Below are 23326 nucleotides of genomic sequence, written 5' to 3' on the forward strand. Positions count from 1 at the left end.
GCGGTTTTGTTCATTTTTGCCTGTACTATTCTCTCAATGCGAATGCTTGCAACTGACAACCCTATTTACATCATCGGCTCGGGTGCTATCGGAAAGGCACTTGCCGTTTTTCTTAAACTTTCGGGGCGAAACGTCACGATCGTCCGGGGCAGCGTGAACGACGGGAGCCTGAAAACCGAAAATATACTGGTGGAAATGGCCGGCGGGGCTGTGTTTGAGGCCGAAACGGTCGTGCGGACGATGGATTCCCTGTCGGGGACCGGCGGAATTTTCGTGCTTTGCAACAAGTCGTTCGGGAATGAGCAGCTGGCCCTATTGCTCAAAAACAAGATGGGTAACCCGCCTGTCGTACTGCTGCAAAATGGCCTGGGTGTAGAGGAACCATTCGTTCGCCATGGGTTTTCTGAAATTTACAGATGTGTCCTGTTCGTGACGAGCCAGGTCATAGGGGAGGGGAATGTCCGTTTCAAACCGGTCGGCGTCTGCCCGGTAGGCATAGAACGCGGCGATCCGGGGCATTTGGATAAAATTGTACAGCAGTTGAATACGCCTTACTTCGCTTTTCGGAGCGAAGGGAATATCCGCCCCGTTGTCTGGAAAAAAGCGATTGTAAATTGTGTTTTTAACTCGATATGCCCGTTGCTCGATACCGACAACGGTATTTTTCACCGGAATCAGGAAGCATTGCAAATCGCGCGAAGGGTGATCGGGGAATGCCTGACAATCGCAACGGAAAAGGGAATCAGGTTAACTCCCGACGAGATCGAGGAAAACCTGTTGCAAATCAGCCGGTTTTCGGACGGGCAACTTATTTCAACCTTGCAGGACATCCGCAATGGGCGGAGGACCGAGATCGAGACCCTGAATCTGGAAGTCGTGCGACTGGCAAAGGAACTGGGAAAACTCGACGCTGTACAGGAAACCCGGCTCCTCGGAGAGCTCGTCAGGCTGAAAGCGGAGCTGGCTTTACGGCAAGCCGGAAATTAGCTGCACAGTTCCGGACCGCAGTTTTCTCGGATATCGACAGAGGAGCCCGGCGTTGAATGCTTCCAAGCGGACCGGGAAACGGGCCCGGCCGGATACAGCCGCCGCTCCACACCGATGTTGGCAGAAAACTGAGCCACCAGCCGGATCAGAAAGCGAAAAGGAAGCCAATGCTGAGCGCCTGCGCAAATTGTATTTTGGAGCTCTGGTCCCTGTCGTACACCACGATTGCCCCGAGGTTTACATTTACATATTTGTTAATCTTCGCCGTGAGTTGCGCATCGAGCCGGTTATCGATTTCCAATGGGTCGTGAAAGGTGGAGAACATCAGGTACCTGAATTTCAGGTTCACATCTTTGGCGATGTCCTTGTCGAAGTTGGCCACCAGCTGGATCAGGGCCGCCTCGGTCCTGACGCGCTTGCCGATGGGCACGCCGTAATTCTTCTGATCGGGCGTGTTGACATACAGATCTTTATCGATTACGACCGTCTGCCGCAATGCGCCCGGTGCAAAATCCACAAAGAAATAAGGTGCGGGGCGGTATTCGATACCGATCGCCTCGGTCAGGTAGGCCGGAGACAGCAGGCCCGAGACCTTTTTCTTCAAGTTGATTGAATCGGGATTCGTGTTGTATTCGTAACCCGCCGCGAACTGCGACAGGAAATTGAAATTCGCAAAAAGACTCCATTTCGTGGAAATCTCGCGGTTATATTTGGTATCGAAAAAAATGCGGTCGACATTCTTGCGGCTCTGCTGGCCTTTGTTGCGGACGATCCCGTATTGCGATTGAAAATCGTTACGCCAGGAGTCTTTCCCCTTTTTTGTTTCGTTCAATGCGTTAAAAAATACGCCTAACGCCACCGAGTTAACCCCACCGCCGGTCCAATTGGAACTGAAAGAGCCCTGGTTCAGGTTTGCGCCGAATTCGATTTTGCGCCAGGTGGTATCACTTGCTGTTTTCAGCCGCCCCGCATTGAGGGAATTGCTGAGGTCGACCTTGTTTTGGGCTAATGTGTCTGAAACTGAGAATAAAACAAATAAAAACGCGCCGTGGATTAACCCCCTTGTACTCATACTTGAAAAAATACTAAATAAACTCCGGCGAATATATCCCTGTTCTCGGCTGTTTGGCAACATTTCCGGGCATTAAATTTGAGAAAATACAAGTGCGTGGCGTTTTGGACTGGCGGTTAGCGCCGGTCGTCAGAGCCGTCCGGCCGGTAACCTGCCTGCTTTCATCGCCGCTATTTGCTGTGGTGTGAATGCGGGGGCATACAGGGCCGGGTCAAGATGACAACAACGGAAAAGATCGGCTATGAAATGCATGCGCTCTGGCAGACTGGCCCAGTCGGCGGCGCCTGTCTCGAGCACGCTGTCGGGTGTCGGGTCTATTTCCGCCAGCATCGCCACCAAGCTCGCGCACGACAACCGCATCAACGCCTCGGGGTAGGGTTTGTTCAAATCTTTGCCGAGCGAAAGGCGTTCGTCAGGCGGGAGTGTCAATGTCATCAGGTGAATGGTGAGCTGTTCGCGGACGATCACCTGCAGACGGACCATCAGTTGGTCGAGGGCCATTTCCAACTGCGAAGTATTGCCGGTGATTTTCAGGTAAGCCAGCCGGATGCGGGCCAGCCAGCTGGCTGGCGAGAAGAGGGTATCGATGACCTTTTCTGTAATCATCCGTTTGTTTACCGCGAATACCGCATTCAGCGAAGCTGCTATTTCCGGTTGCAGGCGCGTCTGCTCGTGAAACCCTATTTCGAGGTTGGCCTGAAGCTGTAATTCGGTCCGTAGCTGCGGGTCGGTTTCAAAAAAAGCATTGTAATAGTTCGTGAAGGCCTGTTTAAGGTATTGCTGCCCGTGGGGCGGATTCCCTGGCCGAAGTCCGCTGCAAAAGGCATCCAGGCGTTGCTGATCGAAAACCTGGTCCTGAAAGCATGACGAAACGAACCGCGCGAACTCCCATCCGATTTCTTCGAAGACCTTCCGGTTACCCCGTCCGACCGCCTCGCTGATACGGTCGACGACGCGGACCAGCCACGTGTCGCGGATAATTTCCTGCAATGATTGTTGCAGCAAAGTACCAACGCCCAGGTTGCCGGCAATCCGCCACACGAGTTTCAATTCGTCCAACTCGCCGGGGGCCAGCCGGGCCTCGATGCCTCGCAGGAGATCCTCGCGACGGATGCTCTGTCCCGCTTGTTTGGAAGCCCAGGTAGCGAAAGTACACCAGTTCGCAACAAGGCCTGTGCGACCGGTTAACACAGACGAAAGCTCCTGATAACACTGCGTAATGCGCAAATTACGGATCGTCGGGTCGCCGATAGCGGTGATCGCCGCGACCTCGTCAGGCAAAGGTATATGCATAACCGATCGTTTTTCCATGCGGCGGCAAAATTAGCAAAACCGCATTGGCTGCGCCGGATAACCTATTGAATGGTTACCCGGCAGGCGCCGCTCGGGGATATATAATTTTAAGTAACTAACACGAAGCAAGTTGTTGATTTGTTAGTACTTTTCGGAAAACAAACGCAATGCATTCGGCACGGCACCGCCGTGACAACCCCGTGCCCGCACCGACGAAAGCCCCAGGCTTCACCCGCCCGATTGCTATGATCCGATATTCAAAAAAACGGTCTCCGGCAAATGTTTTTCCGCTTGTCGCCGGGCAAGCCCTCTATCAAACCGCCGCTGTACTGGTTGCGGCGTTGTCGGGTCTGGTCGGTTTCAGCCTTGCCGCCGATAAAAGCCTGGCGACGCTCCCTGTGGCGATGATCAGCGTCGGCACGGCCATTTCGCTGATTCCGGCGGCTGCATTTATGAAAAAATTCGGACGCAGGAAAGGTTTCATCGCAGGAATAGGCCTGGGGCTTGCCGCGGGAGCGCTGATGTCGCTGGGGGTTTATCTGGTCGACTTCCGGCTTTTTGTGCTCGGTAACATGTTTGTCGGCGCGTACGGAGGCTTTGCCCAGTATTACCGATTCGCCGCGGCGGAGTCGGTGGATGAAAGGGACAGGAGCAAGGCAATATCCTGGGTGGTCTCGGGTGGGGTGTTTGCCGCCATTGCCGGCCCGTCCATCGCCCGGTATACCAGGGACTTCGGCGATATTCCCTTTTTGTATTCGTTTCTGTCGATTCCGGCTCTGTGCCTGTTCGCGCTCCTGGCCGTCTCGGTGAGCGGGCATATCGCCGGGCAAAGTGTCGCCAGCGATGCTCCGGTGCCGGAACAATCTTTCTTCGAAATCCTGAAACGCCCGACATTCACCGCGGCCATTGTTTCGTCCGCCGCCGGGTCCGCGGTAATGGTGATGGTCATGACCGCGACGCCGATAGCTATGAAAATATGCGGCTACAACGCCGACGATTCGTCGATCGTCATCCAATGGCATGTGCTCGGGATGTTCGTCCCCTCGTTTTTTACCGGTAACCTGATCCAGCGTTTTGGTGCACCGCGCATGATCTCCTGCGGCATCCTGATGTTCCTGCTGCACATTTCGCTTGTGCTTTCGGGAATGGATTTGGTCAATTTTGTAGGTGGTTTGATCTTTCTGGGAATAGGCTGGAACTTTATGTTTGTCGGCGGCAGTACGATCCTTGTCAGGTCCTGCGCAGACGGCGACCCGGCCAAAATACAGGCTTTCCACGATTTCCTGGTCTACGCCGTTACCACATTGTCGTCCTTTCTCGCCGGTGCCGTGCTGAACCGCTGGGGCTGGAACGTCGTCAACCTGATCGCCGTTCCATTGCTCATTGCCGCATTCGTGGTTATTCAATGGTACGCGGTTTTACGGAAAAACGATGTCGCTTCCCGGGATTATTTGTAAACTTGTATTTTGTAAATAATGGTCACAAAAATATAACAGGAAACGATGTTCGGAGCAACTTCGGGACGGCTCGCTATTTGCGAAAACATTGGACAGCGTATCAGGACTGCAATCGGTACCGTATCGTTATTAGCTGCATTGACTTCCTGCAATGACTTCAGGCCTGTGCCGTTACCGATTACCCGATATATCGAAATCCCGGACGCCAATCGCGATACGATGGTGGTAATCTCGAACGACGATCAGTATTCACTTGCCCGGCTTACTTTTGAAGAGACATTATCGGATACCGCAATCGTGGAATTTTCGACCGACAATTTTGTAAAATCCCGTATGTTTTTTTTACTGCCTGCAAGAAATGCGCCTTTGATGAGTATCGGCGGTTTAACGGGAGACTCGTTATATGTAAAATACTATCCGATGACCAGGCCTGTGACCGGACAGGTTAAGATAGGTGTATCCTTTCGTAAGTAATACGAAGCCAGAAGCCGGCAATTTATTTACTTGCTTTTCAGGATCCTGTCTCCAAGCAGTTTCGCTTCGGCGCCGGTCAGTTTATCGACCAGGGCGTAGCGTTTCGATTTTGTAATAGCCATCTCGTCCATTACATCCACCATATTTCTGTAAGTGGAAACGGCCGTTGGTTTAATCACGACAACGAGCGAGCGGTCTTCGCCATTCTGCTTGCGCGGCAGTGCAGCTACACGCTTCTGTGCATTAAAAATGACGTTCCGGAGCTCGTAACCGGGGCGCACCGTCTTCAAGGAGGGTGATGCGTTTGTGGCATCGGGCGCGATGCCGTCCAGATAATAAATTTCGTCGTGGCTGCCGAGAAAGAGGGTCAGGGTAAGGCTGGCCGGGATAGGCTGGGTTTCCTCGATCGTTTTCTCCTTTGTTTTGTCGGGAAAGAATACCGACATCACTGTGGGTTTGCTCATGGTCGTTGCGAGCATGAAAAACGTAATGAGAAGGAAACCAAGGTCGACCATCGGCGTCATATCGACGCGGGTCGACATCCGGTTGTTTTTTGCTTTGCCATAGCCACGATTACTGGCTGGCGCTTCGATTGTTGCCATGTTGTCAGGTTGTTGAAGGGTGAAAACTGTTACGACAAGGTAATATTCGCTCAGCTATCGACCCGCTTCGGAAACTTCATGCGAGTCGTTTGAATCAAATATATAATTTAATTTTATATTAACATAAATTTCATAAAAAATAATTGGCGATACTTACATTTCGGGCCGTCGCTTTACAGTCTCCTGCTGTAAAGCGACGGCCCGTTAGTTAATCTTCAAATGCTAATATGTAGCCGAAGAATGCCCGGGACTGCCGCTCGTAAAGGTACAGAGGTAACAGGCAGACTGGTGCAAGTCAGTTGTATCCCGGGTATTTTGTAAACGAGTGTGGAGCAGGGTAACTGTGCCAGTTAGCGGCCTGCGGCTTGCTCATAGGCATCCAGGCACACATTCAATGGCTTTCCCTGGTTATAAATACACTCGCAAAACTGTTGACAGGCCTCCGGATTTCTGTTTCCGGGGCATCCGTTTGTACATTCCAGGGGCGAATTGCCGGGGCGGATGTCATACAGATAGATGTTTCCGACCACCACAGCCGCCACGGCGGCAAGTACCAAGCCCGCGAATGCCCAGGGGAATTTGCTACCCGTTGGCTCGCGTTCGGGCAGTCCCAGATCGGCTTGTTTGAAAGGTAAAATGTACCGGACCCTGTCGAAATACCAGCACAGCAGAAACGCGTTCGCGAGCAGCATGAGCGTGGTAATGCGCGTGCCTTCGAAGCGTGTGGCGTAAACCAGCGCGCAGATATTGAGAATGATAGGGAAGCTGCTAACGGTACCCAGCACGGCGGTTCGGGGGATGATCAGCAGCAACGCCGTGGCCAGTTGGCCGACCCCGATAAACGGGTAGTAAAAGCCCGTGAGATGCAAAGCATCGAAATAGTGGCCCAGTGGATGGTTGGAGGGCAATGCAGTAAAACGTTCACCCATTACTTTTACAACCCCCCGAGGGAATGTAGCCCAACGCGAGAGCGAACCGACAAAATACAGCGAAATAATGGAACCACTTGTTCTCTTTCGCTTCGGAATAGAAACGTTTCATGCGTCGCATCGGCTTCATGGGTTTGGCAGGCAGGCAATATGCAAATATTTAAAAAAAGTACTTTGTTTTTCAAAGTTTAATTAAAATAAATATCCCCGGCAAATCGCAATTGCCAGGGGATAAAATTTCAGCGCCTCTTTTTGATCGGAACCGGCAGTTCTGAAAGCGAAATGCCCTTTTGGTTTTACCTTAATCGCTTTGACGGCAAGGTTTGATATCCGGATATTTGTCAGTCAGGTTACCGATCTAGTCCCGCGCTCCCGGTTCTACTGCGGCGCCGGAATGTTCGCGTGCAGGATGCTTCGATGTGAGCAAACCTGTAAAAACGCTGAACAGCCCCATGATCATCTGCGGCAGAACGACCTCCTGCGCGAAGCCGAGCAGCCACGGCGACGAAGCCAGGAATGCGCCTGCGAATACATCGGCGGTGAGGTGTACGCGCATTGGGATACTGCGCACCATGCCGCCTTCGTAATCGGTGAACAGCGACATGAGCAAGACCATCAGGCCCACGGCGATCATGGTCCATGTGGCGGGTACGGATTCCTTGAATCCAAAGATCCATGGCGATGCCATAAAGACGATAGCTGCGAGATAATCGATCTTCGCATGAGTGCTTGTGCTGATGATTTTCATGTTGACGAATATTTAGAGTGACCAAATCCCGGCAGGAGCCGGTTTGAAAAGCGAGCATTTCTATAAAAAATCCATTCCAGCGCGCACAGGCTTGCGATCCTCGGGATTTTGTTTCGGAGAAGCGACCGCGGGAATCAATGTGTTCGGCACAGGGTGAACCGGGCGGCCGGGTTTGGCGGCTCTCTGTTATTCGCTTTTCAGAATTTTTGCGGGATTGGTACGGGCGGCTTTGGCGGTTTGCGAGCCAATCATGATCAGCGCCAGCACCATAACCGCCAATGTTCCGCCTATCAGTTCGGCAATACCGATGGGTTGGCGGTAGACGAAGCGGGTTAATAATATCTTGTCGAAAAGCAGATAGGTAACCGGCAACGCTATGACGGCGGCAATGGCGAGCAACGTGAGAAATCCGCGGCAGAGCAGGTATACCAGTCCGGGTTCGCTGGCACCCAGCACTTTGCGGATGCTGATTTCCTTCAATTTGGTTTCCGTAGTGAATACCACCATTCCGAAAAGGCCCAGCGAAGCAATGCAAATGGCCAGGAAGGCAAGGAAACCGATGACCTTTATCATCATTGAAAACTCGCTGTACGCCTCCTCGATCTGTTCGTCATAAAAATTCGCTTTGAGCGGATGTACTTTATCGAACCGTTTCCAGGCCGATTCAATTTTGTCCATCGTATTTTCCAGGTCGGTGGAGGCGATTAGAAGGTTCAGGTAACCCCATGGTTCGCTTTTCGAATAGCGGAACATCACCGGCTCTATCTTGTTTTCCACGGTTCCGTAATGGAAATCCTTTAATACGCCCACGATCGTGAGCTTCCGTCCTTCTACTTCGATAATATGGCCCAGCGCCTTGTGCGGATCGCGGCCGCCGATATTGAACCGTTTTAATACCTGCTCGTTTACAATCAGTTCGCTTTCATTTCCTTTTTCCGGCCGCAGCGCAAAATTATGGCCCGCGAGCAGCTTGTGCCGGTGAATTGGCAGGTAATTTTCATCCACGGTATTTACCCACACCAATGCGGAGTCCGCTGGCTGTGGCGCGCCGTCCTGCCAGTATTTTACATCGAAACCGTACATGGTACCCACGCTGGTGATCATACTTGATTGTGAAATTTGTCTCACCCCGGGTATCTCCGCCAGCTCCTTTTTCAATGCCGTCGCATCGGCCCCGAGCAATTTGATATTCAGAATGTTTTCGGTATTGAAACCCAGGTCGAAATGCAGAAAGCTTTTGTACTGGCTGTAACCGACGAGCGTAGTGGCGATGAATATGAGCGAAAGGGAATATTGCGCCACAATGAGCACCCGTCGCAGCCCTACATGCCGGAATACCCTGATTCCCGACGCATCCTTCATGACCGAAAGCGCATTGATTCTGGAGAAAAACACAGCCGGAAAAAAGCCCGCCGCCAGCCCGGTACACGCCGCCAGTGCGATGAAACACAATACGGAACGGAACGACAAGCCGAGCGCGAAAATCTGGGGAATGTGCGGATCGAGTGCGAGAAATTCCCTTCGCAGAAAAAGGTACAGCCCGAAAGAAAACAGCAGCGCGAGGAAGGCGATTATCACGGATTCGGTAATAAACTGTCCAAGCACATGGCTCCGGTGCGCTCCTATGATCTTACGCACGCCAACCTCGCGCGAGCGCCGGAGCGAGCGGGCGACCGACAGGTTGGTGTAATTGAAACACGCCGAAAGGATGATCACGAACGCCAGCCCGGCCAGTATCCAGAGCGTAACAGGCTCGACACGAGGCCCCATATTGTTCGAAAGTTTCCGACCTAATGCGATATCGGCGAAAGGTTGAAGCGACAGCGTTACCTTTTTATGGAGCAAGGCCTTGTTTTCCTCCGCGCTGATCTGGTCGAGTGCCCTTTGTATGCCAGCTATGTTGCCGCTTTTGGGAAGCGTGATATAGGTATAGTTGGACCACACGTTATCCCAGTTATAAAACCCGTCCTGCTTCTTGCCGAGCGTCGCGTCCGCGGTCGCGAACGACACCAGCGCGTCGAAACGGATATGGGAAAGCTGCGGAACGTCCCTGGCTACGCCGGTGACCTGGTAGTCGAGCGTGTCGAAGCGCACGGTTCGTCCTACCACGTCGGTGTTGCCGAACAGTTTCAAAGCTGTTTTTTCAGTCAAAACCAGCGAGTAGGGTTCTTTGAGCGCCGTCGCGGGATCGCCGGCGACGAGCGGAAATGTCATAATCTTGAAAAACGACTGATCGGCCCAGCTCGCTTCGAGGGGAAAAGTGTTTTGCTCCACCCGGGCATCGCCCGAAAACCCGTTGCGCATAACGGTGAAATCCTCGATTCCCGGAACGTCGGCGCGGAGCCGCTGCGCTACCCTTATCGACGTCGAGGCCAGGTCCATCGGCGGCTGGCCGTCGGACTGATGCCGGGTGATCACCCGGTAAATGCGGTCCTTTTTTTTATGAAAATCGTCGTAGGAAAGTAAGTCGTTTACAATCGCGATCACGAGCAAGCCTACCGACATGCTTACCGCAAGGCCGACGATATTAATGAATGAAAACAGTTTGTTGCGCACCAGGTTGCGCCTCGAAGTTTTGAAATAGCTGCCGAGCATGATGAAATGGGCTAAGAAAGTGAATGGTTCTATTTTACGGATCGTGTACGGTCGCAGGAACTTGATTACGTCGATCAGGTAGATCAGCCGCGCACGCCGCGGGCCTTTGTCGCGGACGTTGCGCATAAAATATTCATAAAGGTCGCCTTCCAGGTCTTCGAGAAGCCGCGGGCGGCAGTACCACCGGAGGAAAGCCGTAGCCCATTTCGGTGGTTGCGGGTCATGTGCCGGCGTTTTCATATCGAGCCTTCGAGATTGAAGCCAGGGATATTCCGCCAGATCGCCTCCCGCAGTTCCTTCGCACGCATGAGCGCCACCTTGCCTGCGTGGGTCACTTCATAAAAGCGTTTCCGTTTCCCGCCACGGGTTGCGCTGGCGTCGCCTAAGTGGCTCTTCGCGAGTCCTTTTTCTTCCAGCCGGTTCAGTACGGCATGTACCACGCCCAGTTTCACCGAGCGGCCCGTATATCTTTCCAGTTCATCACAAATCGCGACACTGTACGCTTCCGTCCCAAGCGCCGCGATCGTAAGTAAAACCAACTCTTCAAATTCGCCCAGGTTAGTCCCTTTCATTGGCACACAACGGTTTGTCTGTTTTGTCATTAAATGTATGTATTATCAAAATATAAAATCATGTTTTGTATGTAAAATATTTTTGCAGTGAAAAAAAGAGGCTGCCGTTCCTGGCAACCTCGTTTTACTGGTTACAGATATCGCGTTATTCTGTCAGTCATTTTAATGCCCCCCCAAACACACATGACCACTCCTGACAAAACCTGACTACACATGACCACCCCTGGCAAAATCTGACTACACATGCAATACCTGACCAGTCATGACAATACCTGACATTACCACCCGGGATTCTGCCCCAATGCGGGATTTCTGATACGATCCGCCTCTGGAATAGGGTAGAGGTACTTCTTATCCGCCCATTCGCGCTGTCCGGGGTTCCAGATTACTTCGCCCGAAGTGCCTTTCGAAAGCTGGATACGTCCCACGGCGGTTGAAGGGCTTACATCTACGAATACAATGCCTGGCGTAGTCGACGTAGGTTTGGTGCCCTGGTAAAAATACACGTCGTTTTTGCCGTCGCCGTTCAGGTCATACTCGCCGAGCGCAGGGACGTACATGCCGTTCATAGGCGCATCCTGGAACAGATTGCCCAGTTTCCATCTTCTCAGATCGTCCGGACGGAGGCCTTCGAATACCATTTCCGTACCCCTTTCACGCAGTACTTCCAGCAGAACGGGGTCGGTGAATTTGCCTGCAAAGAACGACACCATATAGGGGTCGGCCTTGGTGGGCACGGTCGTAAGGGTAGCGCCTGTGATGCCCGCCCGTTTGCGCAGGGCACCGATGGTGTTGGTCCATTCGGCAGCAGTCATTTTGTCGAGCTCTGCCAATGCTTCTGCTTTATTGAGCAAAACCTCGGCATAGCGCATGATAATATGCGCGTTGTCGTTGCGGCTCTCGTCGTCGAAGGGAAAACGTTCGTCGTAGCACCATTTGATCGGCTGGTAACCCGTGTAGGTCTGGCTGAAATTCGGCGGAGCGATTACCGGAATGCCGTTTTCGGTACGGGTGTAGTCGCCGGTACGGATGGTTTGTTTCAAACGCAGGTCGCGGTTTTTTACTTCCTCTGCAAATGGCGTGGTTTCATAGCCCGCCTTGCTCGTAAACGGCGTTCCGTCGAGGTTCAGGTAGGTGTTGATAAAACGGCGTGTCAGGCTGGGACGGTTGCCGTACGTCGGGCTGATAAAGCGGCGGTTGGCCGAGCTGTAAACCTGCAAACTCGCGCTCAACGCCACGGAAAGGATCGACTCGTCGGCAAAAGCGCTTTTCGCGAGGAAAAGCTCGCGGTAAGACTTGTCGGGCACGGTGGAATGCAGCGTGTAGCCGGTAATCGCATTCGCTTCTTTGATCACCTCCTCGTACCAGGCATTGGCCGTAGCCTGTTTGTTGTCCTCGGTATGATACTTGCGCCATGACGCTTCGAACAATGCAATCCGGGTTTTGTAGGCGCGGGCCACGTTTTTTGTAATGCGCGTCACCGACGGGTCGGACGTCAGGGTAATGTTCTCGATCGCGTAGTTCAGGTCGGCAAGCACTTTGTCCATTACCTCGTAGCGGTTCATGCGTGGTCCGTAGAGCGTGGCATCGTCTTTTACATCGATGGTCTTGTCGATCCAGGGCACATCGCCGAATCTTTTCACCTTATCGAAATAAAACAGCGCCCGGAAAAAACGCGCCACGCCCAGGTAATGGTTTTTGGTGGGTACGGTGCTTTTTTCTGTGTTTTCGATGAAGTAATTGATGTTGCGCAATTGTGTCCAGGTCCATCCGCTGCTGGTGATCGGGCTCAATGCATTCACGGCCAGATAGTCGTCCACGCCATTACGGGCTACAAGATCGGAGTTGTCGTCGATCTGGAATACCCCCACGTCTGTACCGGGAAGCAAGTCGTAAAAGGAACCCGCATAAAGTTCAAGACCACTTTCCGAGCCAAACACGGCATCGTTGGTAGCGGTATCCACCGGCACCTCGTTCAGGTCGCAGGAGGTTGCCGTCGCGAGCAGCATGACGGCAAGGGTATAGCTGAATATTTTTTTCGTCTTCATAAATTCCATTAAAAATTGAGTGACAAGCCGATGGACACGGATTTCAACATCGGATAGTTGTAACCATCACCACTGCCGCCGCCGCTGAGGTCGCGGTCGGAGCCGTAAATGCTGGTCACGTCGGTGTCACGGGTCCATTTGTACAGCGGCGACCAGGTCCAGAGGTTTTCGCCGGAGAGATATACTTTCAGGTCCCGGGCGTGGATTTTAGAGGTAATGCGCTCAGGGATCGTGTAGCCTATTTGCAAGTTTCTCAGGCGGATATAACCCACATTTTGCATAAAACGGTCGTTGGCGACCTGCAATGCACGGCCCGAGCCTTGTGCCACGTACCCTACGAGGCGGGGGAGGTAAGCGTCGAAGTTACCCAGCTCTTCCCGGTACATGTTGTCCTGATGCCAGCGTGGGTAGGCGTTGTAAGGCCGGTTGTACTGGCCCCAGAAACGCGCTTCGGAGGATGGGTACCAGTTCTGTTTGAGTACCCCCCTGGAAGAATGCGCCGAGGAAGAAGCCGTTCCAATCGCCGGACAGGTTCACGCCGTAGGTATAGCGCGGCTCGGAGTTGCCGATAATGGTTTTGTCGCCCGAGTTGCCTACGCGGTTCAGGCCCTGGTAAATGACGTTATCGCCGTCCAGGTTCCGGAATTTGAGGTCGCCCGGATAGTTTTTCCGGGTGTTCGTGTTCGGAATGTTGGATTGTGACGGCGAATCGGCGATTTCGGCTGCCGATTTAAAGAGCCCCTCTACCCGGTATCCCCAGATTTCGCCCACACGCTGGCCTTCGTAGGAATCGGTCAGGTTTTTATCCGGGTTGTTATATTTGGTAATATAGGCTTTGTAATCGGCCAGGGTGAGGCGTACATTATAGTGGAACGGTTTCGAACCCATGTTGAACTGATCGTCCCAGTTGATCGATAACTCCCAGCCATTGGTTTTCAAATCGGCGTAGTTGCCATATGGAACGGACGTTCCAAATACTGCCGGAACAGTTGGTCCCACGGTGAACATGTCCGTCGTTTTGCGCTGGTAAATGTCCCCCGAGAATTGAAGGCGGCTATTTAATGCATAAAAATCTAGACCGAGGTTGGCGGTGGTGGAAGTTTCCCAGGTCAGACCATCGGGTACCACACCCGGCATGCTGGTGACCGGCGGACGGATACCGTTGATCACGCGTCCCGATTGCGTAATGCCGAATTTCTCATAAAAAGCGTAAGGAGCGATGTTACCATTGCCCAATGAACCGTAGGAAGCCCGGACTTTCACGTTGGAAATGATCTTGGGATTAACTTTCCAGAATGGCTCCTCGGATACCCGCCACCCGGCCGATACCGACGGGAAGAATGCCCACTGCTGGTCGGTGGGGAATTTCGACGAACCGTCGTAGCGCCCGTTCACTTCGAGCAGGTAGCGCTCGCGGAAGTTGTAGTTCAAACGGAAGAAACCACCGGCAATCGCCCACTTCTTGTAACCGCCCTGGGTAGTAATGCTTTGTCCCAGGGCAAGGTTGATATCGTCCGCGCCACTGTACACAATACCGTTCCGCTGTGCCGCCAGATTGGTAGTAACCGACCGTTCGTAGTTGAAACCGCCCAGCAGAGTGAAGTTGTGGGCGTTGTTGAACGATTTTACGTAATCGGCGTAGAAGTTGGTAGCGAGATAGTTAATGGTATTTCTCCCTTCGGCGATATCGTTGGTGTTGGTGCCGGTGTAGCCGATCACGCCTTTGGTACGGCTGTAAGGCACTTGGACGCGGTTTTGCGAGGTAGCAAGATCTGTGCTCTGGAAAGTCATGTTGGCTTTGATGGTCAGCGCTTTTTCCAGGAACTGGGCTTTCAGGGCAGTCTGATTTTTCAGAAAGCGCTGTGTCTGATCGATGGCGTTCCTACCGTAATAGTAATCTCCCACGGTGTAAGCTGCGGAAAATGAAAGTGTTCCGTCCGGATTGAGCAACGGGGCCAGCGGGTGGCCTTCGTCGGCGATGTTCCGGTAAATACCGCTTCCTTCCCCCACGTTCAACGGCTGGTGGTATTTCATCTGCGAGTACTCGGTATTGTTGTCCACGCGCAGCCAGGGCGTAAGTTGCACACCGCCTTTACCGCGGAAGTTGTACATGCTGTATTTGTCGGTGTTGTAGCGGAACAGGCCGTCCTGGTTGTTGAAGCGGCCGCTGAGCAGGTAGGTCGCCTTGTCGGTACCTCCCGCTATCGAAAGCGCGTGGTCCTGGGCGCTCAGGCGTTTTTTATACAACTCTTTGTACCAGTCGGTGCTGTAATAATACTGGTATTCTCCCGTGGTAGGGTTTACCTCCACGCGCGGCAGCGACGGGTCTTCCCATCTTCTCTTGATCTCGGCCAGGTAGGTAGGCGAGAAGCTGATGGTTTTATTGATTGCCGTAGGCGTGCTGCCGTTGTCGTTCCAGCGCGACCATGCATCGCTGAAACCCTGTGCCCATGGGTAGGAATCCACGATATTATCGGGAACCTCGGTAGGCGCTTTGATCGAGTAGTTGGCCGAGTAGGAAACCCGCATTTTGCCTTCCGGCGCAGGTTTGGTGGTGATCAGCACTACGCCGAATACCGCCCGGGCGCCGTAAATAGAGGCAGAAGCCGCATCTTTCAGTACGGAAATGCTCTCGATGTCCTGCGGGTTCAACATGCGCGGGTCGCCTTCGACACCGTCGATCAGCACCAGGGCGCTTCCCTGCTGGCCGATGGACGTCGTCCCCCGGACGTTGAACGAAGGCGACTGCGTAGGCTTGCCGTCGAACATCCGGATATTCAGGTTAGGCACTACACCTACGAGCCCCTGCGCGAGGTTCGGGATCGGCCTGTTTTGCAATACTTCCTGGCCCACCTGGTCCACGGCCCGGTCAGGTTTACTTTCTTTTGGGTGCCATATCCGACCACGACTACTTCATTCAGCGATTTGGTATCGGCTTTCAATGCGACATCGATCGTGCCGCGCGTGCCGGTAGCGACCTCCTGGCTCACATATCCCACGTAAGAAAACACAAGCACGGCGCCCCCGTCGGGAACTTCCAGCGAATAGTTGCCGCTGGCGTCGGTAACGGTACCGGTCTGGCTGCCTTTAATAACGACATTCACGCCCGGGATCCCGTCGGGCGTATCGCCGTCGGTCACACGTCCTTTGACCACACGGTCGGCCTTGGCGAAATTCGGGTGCAAGCTCCGGGTTCCGGTCCCGGTTTCAAGAGGCGGGGTTGCCCAGCCGGTGCCGCCGATCATCGCGATCAGCGCCGCCTGGGCAATCGATTTGTGCAAGGTGCCTGCCAGCAGCGGCCACCTTTCTTTACATCGATACATAAGGGTATAGATTTTAGTATGGGTGATTGAATTAAATGAGTTCGGTTTTAAGGCGACAAAATTGGGCAATCCCGCGTACTTACACCTTCCGGGGAATGCTATTTAACAATATCATAATCTGGCACGCCCCCCTTTGGCCGGGGAGTGAATCCGGACTAATAAGTCAAGCGTAGCTGAACAAATACTCTTGTTTTTCATTATTTGTTGAATAAATGGTAAAAAACGCGGAAAGGAATAAAAGGACGTTTTCCTGGGGAATGATTGCTATTTTTGACCGTATTTATATATCAATCCAAACCTTATCATGTTAAGATCAACTTCTTTGGCCGTACTCCTTTTCCTCGCCGTTGTTTCCCGGGGAACGGCGCAAACGGGCCGCCCCGATGTGGAGAAGAAACTGGCCGGGCTTGGTATTACGCTTCCCAAGCTCAATCCGTCGAAAGGTAACCTTTTGCGTGCCGTGCGCGTAGGCAACCTCGTTTATCTTTCAGGCCACGGTCCCGATAAACCGGGCGGCGGGCAAATCCTTGGAAAAGTAGGGGATGACCTGACCGTCGAACAGGGCAAAGAGGCCGCGAAACTTTGTGGCATCGCGTTGCTTGCCTCGTTGAAACACGAGATCGGGGACCTGAACAAGGTTAAGAGGATCGTAAAGGTGCTGGGGCTGGTCAACTCGACGCCAACGTTGACGCAGCAGCCGCAGGTCATCAACGGTTTCACCGATTTTATGGTGGAAGTTTTCGGCGAAAGCGGCAAGCATGCCCGTTCCGCGATCGGCGTGGCGTCGCTTCCTTCCGGCATTGCGGTCGAGATAGAGATGATCGTCGAAGTGGAGTAACGCAATTTTTTTAGCAGCCACCGGTGCTTTCATGGCATCGGTGGCTGCTTTATTTGTAATGGATGGTGCGGAAGTTCCTTTTTTACCGGAAAAATTTTATTATTGAAGGCATAAATCCAAACAACTACCACCATGGCAACCGTAAACATCTACCTGAACTTCAACGGCAACTGCGAGGAAGCCTTCAATTTCTACAAATCCGTTTTTGGCGGTGAGTTTCCCTATGTAGGCCGTTTCGGCGAAATGCCCCCGGGTGAAGGCGGCAAGGGTGTGACGGAGGAAGAGGCCAACCGCATTATGCATATCAGCCTGCCTATCAGCAAGGAAACTATCCTGATGGGAAGCGACACCGGTGGCGAGTGGGCCGCGAATTACCAGCCCGGCAATAATTTTTCGATCTCGGTAAATGCGGAAAGCCGCGCGGAGGCCGACAAGCTTTTCACAGGGCTTTCGGAAGGCGGGCAGGTAACGATGCCGCTGGCCGATATGTTCTGGGGTGCCTATTTCGGGATGCTTACGGATCGCTTCGGGATCAACTGGATGGTGAATTATGACGATCCTTCCAAAACAGGGCCTAATTGAGCGCCCATATTCCAGTCATTTTAAAGAGACCTTACCAATGGCCGATAAAAGCGTTACGACCGTCGAACAGATCCTTGCCGAACTTGAATCGCTCGGAAGCGAGAAAGTGCGCACACTGAATATCCGGAACGGAGCAAGCGAGAACCAGTTTGGCGTGAAGCTCGGCGACATACGCGCACTCGCGAACCGGATCAAAACGAACCACGAACTGGCGCTGGCATTGTGGGATACGCATAACCTGGACGCGCAACTCCTGGCATTGCTGATTATCAAACCCAAACTATTGTCCGCCGACGAAGTGGACAGGATGGTGCGGAGTATCAGCACCGCCCAGGTCGCCGATTGGCTTTCGTCGTATGTGATCAAAGATCATCCGGCGAAAGAAGCGCTTCGCCGGAGCTGGATGCAAACGGACCATCCCTGGGCTGCCAGGGCGGGATGGAGCCTTACGGCCGGACGCGTAACCCGCGAGCCGGAGGGTATCGACATCCCCGGCCTGCTCGACAGGATCGAATCGGAAATGCCCAAAGCCGCACCGGAAGTGCAATGGACCATGAACACAACCCTGGCGCAGATAGGGATACGCTTTCCCGCGTACCGCGAGCGTGCGCTGGCGATTGGGGAGAAGCTGGGCATTTACCGCGATTATCCTGTTTCAAAGGGCTGTACATCGCCGTTTGCACCGATCTGGATCAATGAAATGGTAAAAAGGGAGAGCAAGGTCACCTCCTGATCAGGAAAAAACCTTTGTCGTAACCCATTTTCCGGTGGTCGATCTCCATTTCCTGCTCACCCGGCACGAACGACTCAAATTCCATCCTGATTTCATACCCACTGAAATGTTCGAGAAACCGCTTTTCGTTGAAAAACCAGGCGGGATAACGGGCATCGTAGATTTCCGGCGGTACTATCTGCAACGTCAGGCGATCGGGGTGATCGCCCCGGATGAATGCCGTCCTGTCCACCAGGATGTACGTGAAATCGCGGCGTTTGATTTCTTCGAGAAAATCGTGCGGTTTTTCGAGATACTGGACCACACTCGACAGCAGCAGCACGTCCGCCTTTTTTGCTGCCATACTCTCGCCGATCGTGAAGTGGAATTTCAGGGTTTCATCCTCAAAAAAGGCTCGTCCGCAGCGCACGTAATTTTCCTGCTCCACGACGCTCCAGTGCAGCCGCACCGCCGGCGGAATGATGTCCTTAACCTGGTAATAGGTGCTTCCGAGTGATCCGCCGAAATCGATCACGTTGAGCTGGTTACCGCATTCTATGGCCGCGTAGAGCAGGGCCGAAATGACGGGGTAGGGGTAAATTTTTTTATCGAACAATACCGAATCGCGCTCATAAACGGCCTCGCCGTTCTTTACCTTCAGGAGCGCCTCCTTTGTTTTATTCAGAATAGCTTCGGCTTCATATCCGCCGGACAGCGCTACGAGGTCCCCCCAATTTTTGTAGTCACCAAACCAGCCGTACGGGTTTTTCTTCTTCGGTTTAAAGAACGACATGTTTCAAAGTTTGAATCGGGTGCAATATAGGGCTTTATACTGCAATTTTGCTATGATACTATTTTAGCATTTTGCTTCTTGTCTCTGACTGTGATTGTGATTTATCTAGCTGATTTTTAGTTTGTTGCATATATTCATTCCAACCAAGTGGATGATAAAATACTCTCTCATATATTATTTTATCATTTGGAGGGGAATCACATTCGCAATATTCGCGGATATTTGTAATGGAAGATGTACCCTCTTCTACCCCTAACATACTTTAATGCAGAATTTTTGTACCCTTTTTAACTCATGCTACCTTTCGCGGGGACTGGCGATGTACCATTCTCTGCTAAGGCAAAGCGCTGATTTTCACCTGTATATTTTCGCGTTCGACGATCCCTGCGATGCGCTGCTCCGCCGGATGAACCTGCCGAATGCAACGGTAATCTCCCTGGACGGATTCGAAACGCCGGAGCTGCTTGCCGTGAAGCAGGGCCGCACGCCGGGCGAGTATTGCTGGACCTGTACCCCGTTTACCATCTGGCATTGCATTCATCATTTCTCCCTTGACCATTGCACCTATGTAGACGCCGATCTCCTGTTTTTCGCCGACCCGAAGGTCCTGACCGACGAGATGGGTGGTAAATCGGTGCTCATTACGGAACACCGGTACAGCCCGGAATACGACCAATCCCGGAACTGCGGTATTTACTGTGTGCAATTCCTGACCTTCAAAAGCACCCCGCAAGGCCTCACCGTGCTGCATTGGTGGATGCAGGCTTGTCTTGAATGGTGTTTCAACCGATTCGAGGATGGTAAATTCGGCGACCAGAAGTACCTCGACGACTGGACTGCCCGTTTCGAAGGCATCCATGTGCTGCAACACCTTGGAGGCGGTGTGGCGCCGTGGAATGCGGGAAGCTACGCCTACCGGAATGTGGAAGGAAAAGTATTTGTACAGAGCGCCGGAACCCCGGCGGTGCCGGTGGTTTTTTACCACTTTCATGACTTTCGTTATTGTGTGGATGGAAGTTTTCGTCTCACGACGGAACAATACCGGCTTCCAAAAGAGGCGATCGGGCTTCTTTACGGGGCTTATGTGAAGGCGCTCGATGCTGCGGAAACGCAAATTTTACAAATCGATCCTGCCGCAGTTTTTCATGAAAAGCCGATGGCCCTGAAATGGATAAAAGTCAGTTTTTCGCGCCGCATCAAATTCTGGCTGAACGGGCGCTATAAGAACTATACCAGGAAAGAACGCATTAACCTAATCTAAATCACCCCCTTGGCTCAGTTAATTAACCTGAAAACGTTTACCGACACGCGTGGAAGCCTAACCGTGATCGAACGTGTGATTCCATTCGAAATCAAACGTATTTTTTATGTGAACGACCGCGATTACTTCGCCCGCGATGAAGGCGATTTTGGAAATATAAAGCTGGCCGTCGTCTGTCTGAAAGGGCGATGCCTCATTACAAGTCAAACGGGCACTGAAATGCAGCGATTTATCCTTCATACGGCCGATCAATGCCTTTTACTCACGCCGGAAGACCGGTACGAAATGACCGAAATTATGGATGAATCCATTCTGATGGTGCTTGCGTCCGAGCCTTTCGGACATAGCGAAGGCGTTCATGAGCCATATCGTTACGGAGTGTCGCTTGCCTGATTTTCCGGCAGCCGGTTGCCACGGTTCGAAAGCCGTTCTTTAAACCGCTTGAACAGAAACCTCAGATAAATGGCCGGACCGAAATGTTTCAGGATCAGTCCGGCTTTGTCTTTTTCAAAAACAGGATCTTTTTGCAGGGAGGATATTCCGGTGTCGTTGAAAACGGCGATGTCGAAGTCCTTGAATGTGAAGTGGTACCGGTGGTCGCTGTGCCAGCCCATATTAAATACGTGGTCGGCGGAAATGCGGTAGCGCGTGTCGTACCTGCGCAGGGAAAACAACCCGGCCGGATAAATAACAGCCTGGTGGTTGATGCCCGTTTTGGCTTGCTTGTAAGGGCTCATTTTTCCCAGATACTTCATTCCTGCCTTCAAAACGCTTCCGTAATAAATGGCGGTGGGCTCTTGCAGCTCGACGGCCATCATCGAAAACTGTGGCGTAAGCATGTCGTCGGCACCGATGAAATAGATCCATTGGCCCCGGGCATGGTCCAGGGCCTTGTTCATGGCTTCGTAAATGCCGCCGTCTTTTTCACTTTTCCAGAATGCGAGCCGGTGGCTGTTTTCTTGTAGTATTACCGGCGTGGCGTCCGTGCTCCCGCCGTCCATCACGATGATTTCGATATGCGGGTATTGTTGACTGTAAATGCTGTCAAGGCATCTTTGTAAGAAGCGCTCTGCATTGTAAGTAACCAGGATGACGGAGATCAGTCGGTTGTTACCCATGCAGGTCAAAGCGCAAATTCGTTCTCGGTCAGTCGTGCAGGTTCTGCATTGTGAAGGTACTGGTGAAGCCCCTGGTTGCAATACACTGTTTTGTTGAGTAGCGCGTCGGTAAGGTACACCTCGTTCTCGCGGCAGCCGCCCCGGTCGGCTTCCGCATGGTAAATGTGGAAGGCAACCCCGCCGAACTTGGCGGCCCGTTTTTTCAACCCGGCGTTGATCAGCCGCACGGCAATTTCGTTGTCCTCGCGGCCCCAGGCATGAAACATCTCGTTATAGCCATTCACACGAAGCAGGTCCTCGCGCCAGAATGCCATATTGCAGCCGCGCAGGGCAAATATGTCGTGTGTTTTGTACCGGTCGGCCATGTACCTGCTCAGCCACGAAATGCTGAACCGGTTTGAAAAATTTCCCAGGCCCGGTTGGAATGGGGACACTCCGGGTTTTTGCGCGCGAAGCATCGTATCGGATAACTCCCTGCTCATCAGTACCCTGCTGCCGGCCACGAATGTGCCGCGTTTGCTTAGCCGGAGATGGTCTTTGATAAAATGCCTGTGCAGGACAAGGTCCCCGTCGATCTGGATGATATAGTCGCAGGAGCTTGTGGCGATGGCCTTGTTGCGGATCTTCGAAAGCTGGAACCCTTCGTCTTCCTGCCACACGTGAAGGAGCCTTACCGGCAACAGGGGCCGCATCGCTTCGATTACCTCCGCGGTCTGCCCGGTCGAGCCGTCGTCGGCGATAATCACTTCATCGGGCAATACCGACTGCTCCCTGACGCTTAGCAGGCATAGCCGCAACGCCTCCGGCCAATTGTAGGTGGAAATAATCAGCGAGGTTTTAGTGAAGGTTTTCATATCCATTGGAACATCTTTTAACTTTTGTTAGCAGGGTATGTTGGATGATCCGGCGATGATGCGGTTCGCTCGACCGGGGTAATTCGTTGTGATGCAAATGGTACTGTACCGCGCTCAGCTTCACGATTTTTTTGATGATATTGTTATTGATAAACCGGGCGGCGAGCTCTTCGTCCTCGTGGCCCCAGCCGCTGAGGTCGTTGTTGTAACCGTTCACCCGCAGGAAGTCGTCCTTCCAGTAAGCCAGGTTGCTGCCCCGGACGCTCCGGCTTTTCATTTCCTTACGCTGGCCCAGCGACCGTAGCACGGGCAGCCGCACGGCGTTGAGCCGGTTGTAAACCCCCCGGGAAAAGAAACTGACGTTTGTTTCGGCATTGCGGAGCAATTCTTCGGTTTTCGCAGGTGTGAGCCGCGCGCGCGTGCCGCGTATGAATGCGCCGCGTTCGGCGGCGGCCAGGTGATCCGCAATAAACGATGAATGCAGCAGCACATCGCCATCGACCTGGATCACATAGGAGCCGGTGCACCGGCCGATCGCCTTGTTGAGGATCTGACTCTTGCGAAAACCGAGGTCTTCGTGCCAGACGTGGATAAGGGGCACGGGAAAGCCATCCTGCATTCGGTTGATCACGTCTCGCGTCCGGTTGTCCGACCCGTCGTCGGCGATGATCACTTCCCTGGGAAGGACTTTTTGTTTACTTACGCTCAAAAGGCTGCAATGCAGCGCTTCCGCCCAGTTATAAGTAGCGATAATGAGCGAGGTTGCCGAAGCGGAATCCATCGATAATCCGAGTTATTTGTTCCTGGTACACTTGGTGTCGGGACGTTTTCAAATCACCTCCGACCTGATCGGCTTCCTATTTTTACGACGAACAGCAGATACAGCAAACACGTGACACGTACGGGCTGTCCATGGTTGTAACCGATCAATAATCTGTCGGTTAAAAACAAACAGAAGCTGCGATTCTTCGCGAAGGAATAATTTCAGGCCGGAAAACGGGGGATTATTTCGGAAACCGCCAGTTACTAACAACGCTATACGTTTGCCCGTTCGGGTGACGGGATGGC

Annotated in this window: 23 protein-coding genes; 8 read left to right on the top strand and 15 right to left on the bottom strand. The window is 52.8% G+C overall.

The window, feature by feature from the left end; all coding sequences use genetic code 11:
• The first annotated feature begins 42 nt into the window (after positions 1-42).
• Entirely contained in the window at positions 43-987 is a 945-nt protein-coding gene (locus ABV298_RS26080) for a 2-dehydropantoate 2-reductase (RefSeq protein ID WP_353719066.1), read from the top strand.
• 145 nt (positions 988-1132) lie between these two features.
• On the opposite strand, the gene ABV298_RS26085 is transcribed toward ABV298_RS26080, so the two are convergent.
• Together ABV298_RS26085 and ABV298_RS26090 are read right to left on the bottom strand one after the other, a co-directional pair.
• Positions 1133-2059, bottom strand: a complete 927-nt coding sequence (locus tag ABV298_RS26085; protein ID WP_353719067.1) for a DUF3078 domain-containing protein — start codon at positions 2057-2059, stop codon at positions 1133-1135.
• Between the two features lie 129 nt (positions 2060-2188).
• Positions 2189-3352 (bottom strand): hypothetical protein, encoded by a 1164-nt coding sequence (locus tag ABV298_RS26090; RefSeq protein WP_353719068.1) that lies wholly within the window; start codon positions 3350-3352, stop codon positions 2189-2191.
• A gap of 245 nt (positions 3353-3597) precedes the next feature.
• On the opposite strand from ABV298_RS26090, the gene ABV298_RS26095 reads away from it, so the two are divergent.
• Together ABV298_RS26095 and ABV298_RS26100 are read left to right on the top strand one after the other, a co-directional pair.
• Complete coding sequence (locus tag ABV298_RS26095; RefSeq protein WP_353719069.1) at positions 3598-4809, top strand: MFS transporter; 1212 nt, start codon at positions 3598-3600, stop codon at positions 4807-4809.
• 45 nt (positions 4810-4854) lie between these two features.
• A complete protein-coding gene (locus ABV298_RS26100; protein WP_353719070.1) occupies positions 4855-5283 on the top strand; it encodes a hypothetical protein in 429 nt (142 codons plus the stop codon).
• Between the two features lie 26 nt (positions 5284-5309).
• Here the strand turns inward: ABV298_RS26100 and ABV298_RS26105 are convergent, their stop codons facing one another.
• The 9 genes from ABV298_RS26105 to ABV298_RS26145 form a co-directional block, all read right to left on the bottom strand.
• Positions 5310-5885 (bottom strand): biopolymer transporter ExbD, encoded by a 576-nt coding sequence (locus tag ABV298_RS26105; RefSeq protein ID WP_353719071.1) that lies wholly within the window; start codon positions 5883-5885, stop codon positions 5310-5312.
• A 350-nt stretch (positions 5886-6235) separates the two neighbouring features.
• Complete coding sequence (locus ABV298_RS26110; RefSeq protein WP_353719072.1) at positions 6236-6814, bottom strand: DoxX family protein; 579 nt, start codon at positions 6812-6814, stop codon at positions 6236-6238.
• A gap of 358 nt (positions 6815-7172) precedes the next feature.
• Positions 7173-7562: an SPW repeat protein gene (locus ABV298_RS26115; protein ID WP_353719073.1), complete on the bottom strand. Its 390-nt coding sequence runs from the start codon at positions 7560-7562 to the stop codon at positions 7173-7175.
• A gap of 186 nt (positions 7563-7748) precedes the next feature.
• Positions 7749-10397, bottom strand: coding sequence for an ABC transporter permease (locus ABV298_RS26120; RefSeq protein ID WP_353719074.1), 2649 nt, complete (start codon positions 10395-10397; stop codon positions 7749-7751).
• Positions 10394-10729, bottom strand: a complete 336-nt coding sequence (locus ABV298_RS26125; RefSeq protein ID WP_353719075.1) for a helix-turn-helix transcriptional regulator — start codon at positions 10727-10729, stop codon at positions 10394-10396. The genes ABV298_RS26120 and ABV298_RS26125 overlap by 4 nt, the downstream gene beginning before the upstream one ends.
• A 278-nt stretch (positions 10730-11007) precedes the next feature.
• Positions 11008-12777, bottom strand: a complete 1770-nt coding sequence (locus ABV298_RS26130) for a RagB/SusD family nutrient uptake outer membrane protein (RefSeq protein ID WP_353719076.1) — start codon at positions 12775-12777, stop codon at positions 11008-11010.
• Between the two features lie 8 nt (positions 12778-12785).
• Complete coding sequence (locus ABV298_RS26135; RefSeq protein WP_353719077.1) at positions 12786-13163, bottom strand: hypothetical protein; 378 nt, start codon at positions 13161-13163, stop codon at positions 12786-12788.
• Positions 13141-15639, bottom strand: a complete 2499-nt coding sequence (locus ABV298_RS26140) for a SusC/RagA family TonB-linked outer membrane protein (protein WP_353719078.1) — start codon at positions 15637-15639, stop codon at positions 13141-13143. The genes ABV298_RS26135 and ABV298_RS26140 overlap by 23 nt, the downstream gene beginning before the upstream one ends.
• Positions 15573-16100, bottom strand: a complete 528-nt coding sequence (locus ABV298_RS26145) for a carboxypeptidase-like regulatory domain-containing protein (RefSeq protein WP_353719079.1) — start codon at positions 16098-16100, stop codon at positions 15573-15575. Before ABV298_RS26145 ends, ABV298_RS26140 begins: the two co-directional genes overlap by 67 nt.
• Before the next feature lie 304 nt (positions 16101-16404).
• Here ABV298_RS26145 and ABV298_RS26150 point away from each other — a divergent pair, with 304 nt between their 5' ends.
• The 3 genes from ABV298_RS26150 to ABV298_RS26160 all read left to right on the top strand — a co-directional run bounded on the left by ABV298_RS26150 (position 16405) and on the right by ABV298_RS26160 (position 18253).
• The gene (locus tag ABV298_RS26150; RefSeq protein ID WP_353719080.1) at positions 16405-16938 is read left to right on the top strand and encodes a RidA family protein; all 534 of its coding nucleotides are present in this window, start codon (positions 16405-16407) and stop codon (positions 16936-16938) included.
• A 132-nt stretch (positions 16939-17070) separates the two neighbouring features.
• The gene (locus tag ABV298_RS26155; protein ID WP_353719081.1) at positions 17071-17520 is read left to right on the top strand and encodes a VOC family protein; all 450 of its coding nucleotides are present in this window, start codon (positions 17071-17073) and stop codon (positions 17518-17520) included.
• Positions 17521-17557: 37 nt separating this feature from the next.
• Complete coding sequence (locus tag ABV298_RS26160; RefSeq protein ID WP_353719082.1) at positions 17558-18253, top strand: DNA alkylation repair protein; 696 nt, start codon at positions 17558-17560, stop codon at positions 18251-18253.
• Here the strand turns inward: ABV298_RS26160 and ABV298_RS26165 are convergent.
• A complete protein-coding gene (locus ABV298_RS26165; protein WP_353719083.1) occupies positions 18243-19025 on the bottom strand; it encodes a methyltransferase, TIGR04325 family in 783 nt (260 codons plus the stop codon). The two genes, ABV298_RS26160 and ABV298_RS26165, sit on opposite strands and share 11 nt — an antisense overlap.
• Before the next feature lie 265 nt (positions 19026-19290).
• On the opposite strand from ABV298_RS26165, the gene ABV298_RS26170 reads away from it, so the two are divergent.
• Together ABV298_RS26170 and ABV298_RS26175 are read left to right on the top strand one after the other, a co-directional pair.
• Positions 19291-20286, top strand: a complete 996-nt coding sequence (locus tag ABV298_RS26170; RefSeq protein WP_353719084.1) for a glycosyl transferase — start codon at positions 19291-19293, stop codon at positions 20284-20286.
• A gap of 9 nt (positions 20287-20295) precedes the next feature.
• Positions 20296-20679 (top strand): FdtA/QdtA family cupin domain-containing protein, encoded by a 384-nt coding sequence (locus tag ABV298_RS26175; protein ID WP_353719085.1) that lies wholly within the window; start codon positions 20296-20298, stop codon positions 20677-20679.
• On the opposite strand, the gene ABV298_RS26180 is transcribed toward ABV298_RS26175, so the two are convergent.
• Genes ABV298_RS26180 through ABV298_RS26190 form a run of 3 tightly spaced genes read right to left on the bottom strand, consistent with a single transcriptional unit; the run spans position 20658 to position 23039 of the window.
• Entirely contained in the window at positions 20658-21404 is a 747-nt protein-coding gene (locus ABV298_RS26180; RefSeq protein WP_353719086.1) for a glycosyltransferase, read from the bottom strand. The two genes, ABV298_RS26175 and ABV298_RS26180, sit on opposite strands and share 22 nt — an antisense overlap.
• 5 nt (positions 21405-21409) lie before the next feature.
• Positions 21410-22258, bottom strand: coding sequence for a glycosyltransferase family 2 protein (locus ABV298_RS26185; protein ID WP_353719087.1), 849 nt, complete (start codon positions 22256-22258; stop codon positions 21410-21412).
• Positions 22242-23039: a glycosyltransferase family 2 protein gene (locus ABV298_RS26190; protein WP_353719088.1), complete on the bottom strand. Its 798-nt coding sequence runs from the start codon at positions 23037-23039 to the stop codon at positions 22242-22244. The genes ABV298_RS26185 and ABV298_RS26190 overlap by 17 nt, the downstream gene beginning before the upstream one ends.
• Positions 23040-23326 lie beyond the last annotated feature (287 nt).

Origin of the sequence: Dyadobacter sp. 676, from assembly GCF_040448675.1 — a bacterium.
Classification (GTDB): domain Bacteria; phylum Bacteroidota; class Bacteroidia; order Cytophagales; family Spirosomataceae; genus Dyadobacter.